We start from the raw sequence: 12381 nt of genomic DNA, 5'->3' as shown, positions 1-12381 counted from the left end.
TGTGATGAGCCCGGCGTTTTCACTTCCGCATGTCCGCTGGACCCCATCGAGCGCTGGCCTTGAGCGTCCGCGTCAGTTTCATCGAGTGCCTCTTGAGGGGCAGTGCCGGGCTGGTGCTGGCCTGCGTCGATGGAGCCAAGCTGCTGGCAACCCAGGCGGCGGAGCCGGCGCTCTACCAGCGGCGGCGCGATCTGGTGCTCGACTTCCCGCGTGCGCAGACGGCATGGCAGCAGGCGCTCGAACAGCGTCTGCGGGAAGCCGCTCAGGCCCTGCGCCTGGGCCGTCCGGTCGATCCCCGTCCCGTGGTCGGGGGGGGCATGCCGGCGGTGCTCAGCCTGGTCGAAGACAGCCACATCGAGCGTGACATCGTGGGTGTGCGGTTGGGGCAGGCGGTTGCCGACCTGACCGGCTCCGAGTACACCGACCTCAGCGCCCGACTTCAGGTCATCCAGGGCGCGATCGACAACACCCCGGGTGTGGTCGACGTGCTCAACCCGTCGTGGCTCGGCCGGGTGATGCTGGACGCCTGGCTGTTGTCCGGCCTGAACCTCGGCCACTGGGCGACCTTGCAGACCGTGCTCAACAACGAGACGGCGCAGTGGGCCCAGGAGGCCTACCACCATGCGAACAAGCTGCTGCTGGACAACGGCGTGCGCCCCGAGATCGACCTGCGGCCGTTCATTCGCCGGGCTGCCGACACCGGGGTGCCGGGGCGCAGCGTGGTCGGTGGCTGGGCTGGTGCTGGCGTCAGCGGCGGGGGCACGGGAGCGGGTGGCGGTGGTGGCACCGGCGGCGGCAGTGCTGGCACACCCGGTTCGCCTGGCGGGCCGATGCCACCCGGCGCGGGCCATGGCGGGGGCGTGGGTGGTTCCGGCGGAGGCACCGGCGGCGGCGTGCCGGCTGGCTCGCCCTCGGTGGCCGGGACGCGTGACAACAGCGGGCTGCAGCCCCTGGGCCAGTCCTTCGATGAGACCCACCTGCTGACCCAGACGCCCGGGTTGCGCTCGCCCGGGCAGTCCCAGGCGGTGCTGGGCAAGTTGAACCAGATGGTGGCGCGCCAGGTGCCCGGCTTCGTGCCCACGGCGCCGCAGGTCACGGGCACCTCGCCGGTGCTGGTGAGCCCGGGCCTGGGCGAGGCGATGCGCGAGGCCGGGCATGCGCTGCGCCGCCACACCGACGTCGACGTGCTGGTGGGCGATGCGCCCACGCCGGCGCTGATCCTGCGTGACCTGGAAGACAGCAAGCGCGCGCTCAAACAGGCGGCGGCCACGCCAGTCGAGCGCGCCACGATCGAGATCGTCGCACTGCTGTTCCAGCACATCCTGACCGAGGAGCGCCTGCCGGCCACCATCCGCGTCTGGTTTGCGCGCCTGCAGATGCCGGTGCTGCGGGTGGCGGTCAGCGAGCCCGACTTCTTTGCCACCACCAACCATCCCGCGCGCATGCTGATCGACCGCATGGGCAGTTGCGTGATGGGCTTTGCTGGCGGTGGTGCCGAATCCGACGCCGAGGCGCTGCATGCCGAGATCCGGCGGGTGGTGCAGGTGGTCGAGGCCTATCCGGACACCGGCCGCCGCGTGTTCCAGACCGTGCTGATCGAGTTCCAGAAGTTCCTGGAGACCTACTTCCGCGATGCCAACGAGGCGTCGCGCAAGGGGGTGTCGCTGGCGCAGCAGGTGGAGCAGCGCGAAACCTGCGCCATCCAGTACACGATCGAGCTGCGCAAGATGCTCGATGGCGTGCCCGTGCACGAAGGGGTGCGCGACTTCCTGTTCCGGGTGTGGGCCGACGTGCTCGCGCACAGCGCGGTGCAGTCCAGCCCCGGCAGCGACGAGACCCGCGCGCTCAAGCGGGCCGCCGCCGACCTGATCTGGTCGGCCAGCGCCAAGACCTCGCGCGAGGAACGGGCCGATGTGCTGCGGCGCCTTCCGCCGCTGCTGAAGATCGTGCGTGACGGCATGGCCCGCGCCGGCCTGTCGGTGGCCCGGCAGGACGAGCATGTGCAGCAGCTCAACGCAGCCCTGGCCGCGGCGTTCTCGGCGCGCTCGGCGTCGATCTCGCCGGCCCACCTGAAGGCGGTCACCGACCGGCTCGATGCGCTCGACGAGGTGCTGCCCGACCTGGCGCAAGTCGACCTCGACGAGCAGACGCTGCGCGATCTGTCGGGGCACGAGACCGACGAACTGCAAGTGGTGGCCGAGGGCGGCACGATGCCCACGCCGGCGATGCTGGCCTGGGCGCGTGAGTTGCAGATCGGCGCCTGGTTCGAGCTGGACTACCGGCAACGTCGCGAGCCCGTCCAGCTGGCCTGGCAGGGGCTGCAGAAGCAGCTGGCGCTGTTCGTCACGCCGTCCGGGCGGGGGGTGCTGTTTCAGTTGCGGCGGCTGGCCGCCTTCCTGCAGGCCGGCCTGCTGGTGCCGGTGGAAGAAGAGTCGCTCACCACCCGCGCCACCCGCGAGGCGCTGGCCAAGCTGGACGCCGATCCCGAGCGCCTGCTGAACTGAACCCCACATTTCCTTATGGCCCTCGGGCGTCCCCACGCCGTGGTCTGTCTCTGCCATGCTTGAAGCCTTCGCGTTCTCCTCCACCGCCGTCGCCCTGGGCGAAATGGGCGACAAGACCCAGCTGCTGGCACTGATGCTGGCCGCGCGCTACCGGCGCCCGCTGCCCATCGTGCTCGGCATCCTGATCGCCACCGTGCTGAACCATGCGCTGGCGGCCGCGCTGGGGGCGTGGCTCACGCAGTGGCTGGGACCCGACGCACTGCGCTGGCTGGTGGGCGGCTCCTTCCTGGCAGTGGCCGTGTGGATGCTGATCCCCGACAAGATGGACGACGACGAGGTGAAGCTGCCATCCGGTCTGGGTGTGCTGGCGGCCACGACGGTCGCGTTCTTCATCGCCGAGATGGGCGACAAGACTCAGATCGCGACCGTGGTGCTGGCGGCGCGCTTTCCCGATGCCTTCGTGCAGGTCGTGGCGGGCACGACGGCAGGCATGCTGCTGGCCAACGTGCCGGCCGTCTACCTGGGCGACCGCCTCACCCGGCGCTTGCCGATGGACTGGATCCACCGGGGCTCGGCGCTGCTGTTTGCGCTGCTGGCGGTGCTGACCTTCTGGCTGTTCTGAGCTGAGGCGCTGGCGCCGCGGCCTCAGATCGCCAGGCTGGCGTCCGGTGGGCTGACGGCCGCTTCGCGCTGGGTGCGCACGTGCTGGCGCAGCAGCACGCCGAAGGCATCCTCCGTCATCGGGCGCCCCAGGAAGTAGCCCTGGGCTTCGTCGCACTGGTGGGCTGCGAGGAAGGCGGCCTGTTCGGCGGTCTCCACGCCTTCCGCCACGATGCCCACCTCCAGCCGGTGTGCCATGGCAATCAGCGCGGCGGCCAGACGGCTGTCTCCCGGTGACTGGGGGACCGCGCTCAGGAAGCTGCGGTCCAGCTTGAATCGGTCGACCGGCAGTTCGCGCAGATAGGCAAAGCTCGAGTAGCCAACCCCGAAGTCGTCGATGGCGATGCCCACGCCGAGGGCGCGCAACTGGTTCAACACCGCCGCAGCCCGCAGCGATTCACGCACCACCACGCTTTCGGTGATCTCCAGCTCCAGCGCCGTGGCTGGCAGCCCGGTGTCGGACAGCGCCGCGCGCACCTCGTCGACGATGTCGGGGCGGTCCAGCTGCACGGCAGACAGGTTCACCGCCACGCGCAGCGGCCAGTCGGTGTCGGTGCGCCAGCGCTGCGCCAGGGCGCAGGCGCGCCGCAGCACCCAGCGGCCCATGGACACAATCAGCCCGGTCTCCTCGGCCAGCGGAATGAACTCGGCCGGCGAGACCAGCTTGCCCTTGTGTTCCCAGCGCAGCAAGGCCTCGGCGCCGGTGATGGCACCCGTGCGGCAGCTGAACTGCGGCTGGAAGTGCAGGCGCAGCTCGTCGCGCTCGAGGGCCTTGTAGAGGTCGTTCTCGAGGATCAGCGACTCGGCCGAGGGCGACTCCATGCGGTCGCTGTAGACCTGGATGCGGTTGCGCCCGGCGTGCTTGGCCTGGTACATGGCGAGGTCGGCATGGCGCATCAGCGTGACGGCATCGCGGCCGTGCTCGGGGTAGAGCGCCAGGCCGATGCTGGGCGTCACGCGCAGCTCGTGCGGGCCGACCCGCAGCGGTTCGGCAAACAGGGCCATGAGCTTGTCGGCCACCCGCATGCCGTCGCCCGGCTCCGCAATCTGCGTGAGCAGCACGACGAACTCGTCGCCGCCCAGGCGCGCCACGATGTCCGAGGTGCGCATCGCTGTGCTCAGGCGGCGGGCCGCCTCGATCAGCACATGGTCCCCGATGTGGTGGCCCAGGCTGTCGTTGATCTTTTTGAAGCGGTCGAGGTCGAGGAACATCATGGCCATCGCGCCGTCGTGGCGCTCGGCCTGGGCCAGGCTGACCTTGAGCTGCTCCTGCAGCATGTTGCGGTTGGGCAGGCCGGTCAGCGCGTCGTGGCGCGCCATGTGCTGCACCTGCTTTTCGGCTTCGCGGCGCGAGGTCACGTCCTGCGCCATGGCGAGGTAGCCCGTGAGCTGGTCGTGCTCATTGCGCAGCTCGGTCACCGACAGCTCGGCAATCAGCGGCTGCCCGTCGCCACGGCGCAGCAGCCATTCGGTCGGGATGCCGGGGCTCTGGTCGGCCAGGTGGCTGAACAGGTTCACCGTGTGGGCCGGGCGCTCCATCCGCATCGCGAGCATGCGGGTGCGCTCGGCCACCTGCTCGGGGTCGAAGAAGCGCGTGGCCGTGCTGCGGCCCACCAGCTCCATCGCGGTCTGGCCCAGCAGGCGCTCGCCCGCCGGGTTGATGGCCTGGATCACGCCTTGCCCGTTCAGCACACAGATGGCGTAGGGCGCGTGGTGCACGATCACCCGGCGCATCTCGTCGACCTCGTTGAGCTGCCGCTGCGCTTCGAGCACGGCGCGCTCGGCGGTCTCCTGCGTGCTCAGGTCCCGCACGATCAGGATGTAGTGCTTCTGCTGCTTGTAGACCATCGAGCTCACGGAGAGCTCGAGCGGGAAGACGCTGCCGGCCGCCCCGCGCAGGCCCTCGGTGCGTTGCCCCAGGCCGTCCATGCCCGTGCACTGCTGCTGCAGGAACTGCTCGACGCGCCCGCCGCGTTCGTGGCGCCCGGCTTCGGGCAGCAGCAGGCGCAGATGCTGGCCCAGTACCTCGTCGGCGTGGCGCGCGAACATGCGGCACGCCGATGCGTTCAGGCTGAGCACCCGCCCGGACGGCGCCACGGTGATGATGCCGTCGACGGTGTGGTCCATGATGGCGCGCAGGCGCCGTTCGTTGTCGGTGGCGCGGGCACTGAGTTCGTCGGCCAGTGCGGCGGCCTGCTGCGCACGCAGCCCGCGGTTGCGCCAGGCCCACCACAGTCCGACCGAGCCGGCCACCCCGCCCAGCAACAGCGCCAGCGGGTAGGGCGCAGTCAGCGGGCGCACGGGGGGGCGCGTGAACGTGAGCGCCCAGCGGCGGCCGGCCACGCCCAGCGTGTGCACGGCCCGATCGCGGTCGTCCACCGGGCTCACGGCATCCGGGCCAGCCCAGGCCCCCTGCAGAGAAGCGCTGTCGAACACCACCGGCAGCACGTCGGCCGAGTCATGGTCCGGGATGCCGTCCAGCGGCCCGCGGTCTTCCACGCGCCAGTGCAGGTCCCGCCAGTCCAGCCGGCCGGCCACCTGTCGCATCAGCGTCTGACATTCCAGCACGCCGGACACCACGCCCTGGAAGGCGGCCCGCCGAGCGGGCTCGCTGGCGGGCACCGCGCCGCCTCGGTACACGGGCAGCCGCACCACCACGCCGCTGCCCTGGGTGATCCCCTGGATCTGCAGGGGTGGGGCCGCTTCGATCTGGCCGGACTGCTGTGCGCGCACCACCGCCTGTCGGCGCGCGGCCTCATCGAGCAGGTCGTGACCCAGCATGGCGTCGATGCGCCCGGCCGGTTCGACGTAGGTGATGGGCACGTAGGTGGCGCGTGCCGGCTCGGCCGGCCGGATGTGGAAGCCCGGGTGGCCATCGGGGCGCACCGTGCGGTCGGCCTGCACCGCCGCTTCGAACGCGGGGCGGTCGTCTTCGCTGACGAGGGGCGCGTAATGCACGGCCCACATGGCCGGGTAGGTGCGTTCGGCGTTGAGGCCCTCGTAGTGGCGGTGAAACGCTTCGCGGCCGGCGTCGCCATAGGCCGCAAACAGCGCCTGGAAGCCTTTGAGCATCACCAGATGGTGGGTCATCTGGTCGTCCAGCCGCGCAGACACGTCGGCTGCGTCACGCCGGAAGGCGGCGTCGGCTTCGTCCTGCAGGTGGCGGGCGGCGCCCCACCACGCGCCCACGCTCATGGCCAGGCCGGCCACAAGCGCCACCCAGGCGGCGCGGTTGCCCAGAACGGGCTTGTCTAGCGGGGGGGCAGGCGTGTGTTGGTCGTCGATGGGCATCCAGCGTCCTCGGGCCTGCCGCGACACGGGGTCGCGGCACGGCTCAGGAGGATATCGGCTGTCAGCCCGCCGGCTTGACCCCGGGCGCCTGTGTGGCTCAGCGGCCCTGGCGGGCCAGCGCCATCAGGCGCGCGATGCGCTCTTCGGTGGCAGGGTGGGTCGAGAACAGCCCGCGCAGGCCGCCACCCGACAGCGGGTTCATGATCATCATCTGCGCCGTCTCGGGGTGAGCCTCGGCGGCGTGCAGCGGGATGCCCTGCGCATAGCGGTGGATCTTGTCGAGCGCACTGGCCAGCGCCGCGGGGTCGCCGCTGATCTCGGCGCCGCCCCGGTCGGCCTCGAACTCACGCGCCCGGCTGATCGCCATCTGGATCAGGCTGGCGGCCAGCGGCGCCAGGATCGCGACGGCGATGCCCGCGATCGGGTTGACCGGGCGGCCGTCCTCATCGCGCCCACCGAAGAAGACCGCGAAGTTCGCCAGCATCGAGATGGCGCCGGCCATGGTCGCGCTCACGGTGCTGATCAGGATGTCGCGGTGCTTGACGTGGGCCAGCTCGTGCGCCATCACGCCGCGCAGTTCGCGCTCGGTGAGCACGTTGAGGATGCCGGTCGTGGCCGCCACGGCCGCGTGCTCCGGGTTGCGGCCGGTGGCAAACGCGTTGGGGGCCTGCTCGTCGATCAGGTAGACCTTGGGCATCGGCATCTGCGCGCGCTGCGCCAGCTCGCGCACCATGCCGTAGAAGCGTGGCGCCGAGGTCTCGTCGACCTCCCGCGCGTTGTACATCTTCAGCACCATCTTGTCGGAGAACCAGTAGCTGAAGAAGTTCATGCCCAGCGCCACGACCAGGGCCATCATCATCCCGGCGCGGCCGCCGATCATGGCGCCGATGGCCATGAACAGGGCGGTGATCGCCGCCATCAGGATGGCGGTTTTCATCATGTTGAACATCTTGAGGACCCTCCTTGGTCCGTGAAAACGGCGTCACCCCACGGTGACAAGCCGTTAGATGCGGATGGTGCCGCGCGGTTCAAGCCAGTGTGGCGGGCAGGGTCGTGCTTTGCAGAAATTCACGCGCACCGACGCGCTTGCCGCCGGGTTTCTGCAGCGTATGCAGGGCGAGCGCCTGCTCGCCGCAGCCCACCACCAGGGTGTCGCCCTGTGCATGCAGCACCTCGCCTGGCTGGCCGCTGGCCGGCACGACGCTGGCGGCCCACACCTTGATCGTGTCCGCCCCTTTGGCTGCGCCCGGCAACGTGAAGGTGCAACCGGGGAACGGATCGAAGGCGCGCACCCGGCGGGCCAGTGTGATGGCCGGCAGGCGCCAGTCGATGGCGGCCTCCGCCTTCTCGATCTTGTGCGCGTACGTCACGCCCTCGGCGGGCTGCGGCGTGCGGGCCAGGCCGCCGCCGTCCACCCGGGCCAGGGCCTCGACGATCAGACGCCCGCCCAGCGCGGCCAGGCGATCGTGCAGCGCGGCAGTCGTGTCGTCCGGCCGGATCGCGTCTGGGGCCATCAGCAGCATGTCGCCGGTGTCGAGCCCCGCGTCCATCTGCATGATGGTGATGCCGGTCTCGGCATCACCCGCCTCGATCGCCCGGTGGATGGGCGCCGCCCCCCGCCAGCGCGGCAGCAGCGAGCCGTGGATGTTCAGGCAGCCCAGGCGCGGGAGGTCGAGCACCCACTGCGGCAGGATCAGGCCATAGGCGGCCACCACCATCACGTCCGGGGCGGCGGACAGCAGGGCCTCCCGCGCGGCTGCGGCCTCGTCGGGGTACTTGCCGTCGAGTTTCAGGCTGTGCGGCTGTGCCACGGCAATGCCGTGCTCCAACGCCAGCTGCTTCACGGCCGAAGCCTGCAATTTCATGCCGCGGCCAGCGGGCCGATCGGGCTGGGTCAGCACCAGCGGCACGGTGTACCCGGCGGCCAGGATGGCGGCCAGGGCTTCGCGGGCGAACTCCGGCGTGCCCGCGAACGCAACCTTCAGTGCACTCATGCGGTGTGCTGCTCGTCGCGGGCGCGCTTGATCAGCTTGGTCTTGATGCGGTTGCGCTTGAGTGGCGACAGGTATTCGACGAACACCTTCCCCTTCAGGTGATCCAGTTCGTGCTGCACGCACACGGCCAACAGCTCGTCGGCGTCGAATTCGTACACCTCGCCGTCCCGGTTGGTGGCGCGCACACGCACGCGGGCATGGCGGTCGACCTTGTCGTAGATGGTCGGCACCGACAGGCAGCCCTCTTCCCACACGATCATCTCGTCGCTGGCCCAGATGATTTCCGGGTTGATCAGCACCATGGGCTGGTTGCGCTCCTCGCTGGTGTCGATCACCACCACGCGCTCGTGCACGTTGATCTGCGTGGCGGCCAGGCCCACCCCCTTGGCGTCGTACATCGTTTCCAGCATGTCGTCCACGAGCTGCCGGATGCGGTCATCGACCTGGGCCACAGGCTTGGCGACCGTGTGCAGACGCGGGTCGGGGAAATGAAGAATGGGCAGCAGGGCCATGGCAGCGTGTGGAATCAGGGAGATGAAATGTGGATGCAGCGCAACGACGGCTTCGCCCAGGGGCGGGTATCCGGCCGTAACACCGGGCAATTTTCGTTGCGACCGCCCGGTTTTTGCGGGCAGAATCGTTCGATCACTGACCAGATTTTGCCGAATCCGGGGAGTCCTTGCTGGATGAAATCCCTTCGGCGGTTTTCGGAGACCGATTTCATGACCGAGCAATCGCTGCCCCGGGGGCAGGCAGGCGTCCTGGTGTCAGGCAACGCCCGCCGGCTGGCCGTCCCTGTGGCCCGCGCTGCCATGCTGGCCCTGTTCGCCTTGGGCGCCCACCAGGCCGGCGCCGAGCCCAATCTCCCTGTTACGCCGCAGCAAAAGGCCACGGCCCAGAAGGTGGCCGAAGCCGGCGTGCCCCTGTCCGAGCTGGCGCCCAACGCGCCGGACAGCCACACCGTCAAGCGCGGCGACACCCTGTGGGACATTGCTTCGCTGTTCCTGAAGTCGCCGTGGCGCTGGCCCGAGCTGTGGGGCATGAACCTGCAGCAGATCCGCAACCCGCACCTCATTTTTCCGGGTCAGGTCCTCTACCTCGACAAGCGCAACGGTCGTGCCGTGCTGCGTGTGGGCCAGCCGCTGGGTGCGTCGGGTGACGTCAAGCTCACGCCCCGTGTGCGCGAAGGCAGCCTGTACGACGCGATCGCCGCAGTGCCCATGCACCTGCTCGAATCCTTCTTCAACGAGGCCATCCTGGTCGAAGACAGCCAGCAGTTGCTGAGCGCGCCGCGTGTCGTGGCCACCCAGGAGGGCCGCGTGATGCTGTCGCGCGGCGAAACCGCCTACGTGCGTGGCGACATCGGCGACCGCCGCGAGTGGCGCCTGTTCCGCGAACCCAAGCCCCTGCGCGACCCGGGCACCAAGGAGGTGCTGGGCTACGAGGCGCAGTACGTCGGCACGCTCACGCTGCAACGCGAGGGCGCCGAGGGCACGGGCGCCGACGGCAAGCCGCTCGTCATCCCGTCCACCTTCACCGTCAACACCATCCGGCAGGAGGCCTCGGTGGGCGACCGGCTGGCTCCTGTGCCGCCGCGCGAGTTTGACAACCTGGTGCCGCACCCGCCGGCCCAGCCCCTCGCAGGCTCCATCGTGTCGATCTACGGCGATGCCCTGGCTGCGGGGCAGTACCAGATCGTGGCCCTGAACCGTGGCACCCGCGACGGCCTCGAGCGTGGCCATGTGCTGGCGCTGTGGCGCGATGGCCGTGTCGTGCGCGACATGACGCTGCCCGACAAGCCGGACATGAAGCTGCCCGACGAGCGTCAGGGCCTGCTGTTCGTGTTCCGCGTGTTCGACCGCATGTCGTATGCGCTGATCATGCGCACGCAGGACGCCGTCCGCATCGGCGACCGCTTCACGCAGCCCTGATCCGGCTGCGCATTTCACCCGGCGCGGCCCCGCTCCATCGCCCGGCAGAGGCGAGGGCGGCTGGTCAGCGCCTCACGGGCCCGATCTCGGGCCGATCCAGGGATGGACATCAATGAACTCGGCGCCTGGCTGCGCCTGTTGCTGAGCCCCCGCGTGGGGCCCTTGCTGGCGCGCCGCCTGCTGGCTGCCTTCGGCTCGCCCCAGGCAATCTTCGCGGCCACGCCGTCGGCGCTTGGCACCCTGGTGTCGGCGCGTGAAGCCGCCAATCTGGGTAGCCCGCCGCCCGATCTGCCCGACGTGCTGGCCCGCACCGAGGCCTGGCTGGCCGAAAGCCCGCGCCACCACGTGCTGAGCCTCGCCGACGCGCGCTACCCCGTGGCGTTGCTGGATCTGGCCGACCCGCCGGTGTTGCTGTTCGCGCAGGGTGACCTGACGTTGCTGCAGCGGCCCGCCGTGGCCGTGGTCGGCAGCCGCCATCCCACGCCGCAGGGCGCGGACCACGCCCAGGCGTTTTCTGCGGCGTTCAGCGAGGTGGGTGTCGTGGTGGTGTCCGGCCTGGCGCGGGGCATCGATGGGGCGGCGCATGTCGGCGCGCTGGAGGGGCAGGCGCGTCAGCCGCGCGCCGGCGGCGGCACCATCGCGGTGGTCGGCACGGGGCCCGATGTGGTCTACCCCAAGGCCCATGCCGGCCTGGCCGCCCGCATCGCCGAACACGGCCTGCTGCTCAGCGAGTTCGTGCCCGGCACGCCGCCGCTGGCGGCGCACTTTCCCAAGCGCAACCGCCTGGTGGCGGCACTGCCGCGCGGCACGCTGGTGGTAGAGGCGGCCGTGCAGTCGGGTTCGCTGATCACGGCCCGGCTGGCCGCCGAACTGGGCCGCGAGGTGCTCGCCATTCCGGGCTCCATCCATGCGCCGCAGGCACGCGGCTGCCATGCGCTCATCAAGCAGGGCGCGCGGCTGGTCGAGACGGCACAGGACGTGCTGGAAGAGTTGCAGCTACAGCGCCCGGTGCAGTTGCTGGCTGACCTGGTGCAGGCCCATGGCGAGCCGCCGGGGGACCAGGTTGATGCGCCGTCCGACCCGCTGCTGGCCGCCATGGGCCACGACCCGGTCAGCCAGGAGGCCCTGTGCGCCCGCACCGGCTGGGGCCCGGCGCAACTCGGCGCCCGCCTGCTGGAGCTGGAATTGGAAGGTCATGTCGCCCGGCTGCCGGGCCAGCTGTTCCAGCGTGTCGCGCGGGCCTGATTGCCGCACGGCGAACCGCCCGGTGATACAAACGGGTCCGTGAGCACGCCCGAATCTTCTCCATCCACGCTGGTGCGCGACCTCGGCCGGGTCGACTACGCGCCGACCTACGCCGCCATGCAGGCCTTCACTGAGGCCCGCACGCCCGACACGCAAGACGAACTCTGGCTGTGCCAGCACCCGCCGGTGTTCACCCAGGGGCTGGCGGGCAAGCCAGAGCACGTGCTGCTCAATCCCGAAGGCGCCGGCCACATTCCGGTCGTGCAGACCAACCGCGGTGGGCAGGTCACGTTTCACGGCCCGGGCCAAGTGGTGGCCTACCCGCTGCTCGACCTGCGGCGCCGGGGCTATTTCGTCAAGGAATACGTCTACCGCATCGAAGAGGCCGTCATTCGCACGCTGATGCACTTTGGTGTGACCGGCCACCGCGTGGCCAGCGCACCCGGCATCTACGTGCGGCTCAATGACCCTTTCTCGCATGCGGCCCTCACCACGCCGGTCGACCCGCGCGATCCGTTCAAGGGCCTGGGCAAGGTGGCGGCGCTCGGCATCAAGGTGACGCGGCATTGCACCTACCACGGCGTGTCGCTCAATGTGGCGATGGACCTGGCGCCTTTCCAGCGCATCAACCCCTGCGGTTATGCCGGGCTGGCGACGGTCGATCTGGCGTCGCTGGGCGTGCAGGTCGACCCGGCCGAGGCGGCCGCAGTGCTGGCTGCGCAACTCGTGCAACGTCTCGCACCTTGAGCGTCCGAG

General features: G+C 70.3%; 9 protein-coding genes. 5 read left to right on the top strand and 4 right to left on the bottom strand.

Annotated elements, in window-relative coordinates; all coding sequences use genetic code 11:
- The first annotated feature begins 29 nt into the window (after positions 1 to 29).
- Positions 30 to 2504: a DUF1631 family protein gene (locus Q0Z44_RS06790; RefSeq protein WP_298011375.1), complete on the top strand. Its 2475-nt coding sequence runs from the start codon at positions 30 to 32 to the stop codon at positions 2502 to 2504.
- Between the two features lie 55 nt (positions 2505 to 2559).
- Positions 2560 to 3126 carry a TMEM165/GDT1 family protein gene (locus tag Q0Z44_RS06785; protein ID WP_298011374.1) on the top strand — a complete coding sequence of 189 codons (567 nt, stop codon included), beginning with the start codon at positions 2560 to 2562 and terminating at the stop codon, positions 3124 to 3126.
- Between the two features lie 23 nt (positions 3127 to 3149).
- Here Q0Z44_RS06785 and Q0Z44_RS06780 read toward each other — a convergent pair whose 3' ends face one another.
- The 4 genes from Q0Z44_RS06780 to def form a co-directional block, all read right to left on the bottom strand.
- Complete coding sequence (locus Q0Z44_RS06780; RefSeq protein ID WP_298011373.1) at positions 3150 to 6455, bottom strand: EAL domain-containing protein; 3306 nt, start codon at positions 6453 to 6455, stop codon at positions 3150 to 3152.
- A gap of 97 nt (positions 6456 to 6552) precedes the next feature.
- On the bottom strand, positions 6553 to 7404 hold the full coding sequence (htpX, locus tag Q0Z44_RS06775) for a zinc metalloprotease HtpX (protein ID WP_298011372.1): 852 nt from the start codon (positions 7402 to 7404) through the stop codon (positions 6553 to 6555).
- A gap of 79 nt (positions 7405 to 7483) precedes the next feature.
- Positions 7484 to 8440, bottom strand: coding sequence for a methionyl-tRNA formyltransferase (gene fmt, locus Q0Z44_RS06770; RefSeq protein WP_298011418.1), 957 nt, complete (start codon positions 8438 to 8440; stop codon positions 7484 to 7486).
- A 5-nt stretch (positions 8441 to 8445) separates the two neighbouring features.
- Positions 8446 to 8961 carry a peptide deformylase gene (gene def / locus Q0Z44_RS06765; RefSeq protein WP_298011371.1) on the bottom strand — a complete coding sequence of 172 codons (516 nt, stop codon included), beginning with the start codon at positions 8959 to 8961 and terminating at the stop codon, positions 8446 to 8448.
- Positions 8962 to 9171: 210 nt separating this feature from the next.
- Between def and Q0Z44_RS06760 the strand changes: the two genes are divergently transcribed.
- The 3 genes from Q0Z44_RS06760 to lipB all read left to right on the top strand — a co-directional run bounded on the left by Q0Z44_RS06760 (position 9172) and on the right by lipB (position 12372).
- Positions 9172 to 10380: a LysM domain-containing protein gene (locus Q0Z44_RS06760; RefSeq protein ID WP_298011370.1), complete on the top strand. Its 1209-nt coding sequence runs from the start codon at positions 9172 to 9174 to the stop codon at positions 10378 to 10380.
- Positions 10381 to 10482: 102 nt separating this feature from the next.
- The gene (dprA, locus tag Q0Z44_RS06755; protein ID WP_298011369.1) at positions 10483 to 11625 is read left to right on the top strand and encodes a DNA-processing protein DprA; all 1143 of its coding nucleotides are present in this window, start codon (positions 10483 to 10485) and stop codon (positions 11623 to 11625) included.
- Positions 11626 to 11664: 39 nt separating this feature from the next.
- Positions 11665 to 12372 (top strand): lipoyl(octanoyl) transferase LipB, encoded by a 708-nt coding sequence (lipB, locus tag Q0Z44_RS06750; protein WP_298011368.1) that lies wholly within the window; start codon positions 11665 to 11667, stop codon positions 12370 to 12372.
- Positions 12373 to 12381 lie beyond the last annotated feature (9 nt).

Origin of the sequence: uncultured Aquabacterium sp., from assembly GCF_947366995.1 — a bacterium.
Taxonomy (GTDB): Bacteria; Pseudomonadota; Gammaproteobacteria; order Burkholderiales; family Burkholderiaceae_C; genus Aquabacterium.
The sequence above is the reverse complement of the archived record's forward strand: the minus strand, read 5'-3'. Positions and strand labels throughout refer to the sequence as shown.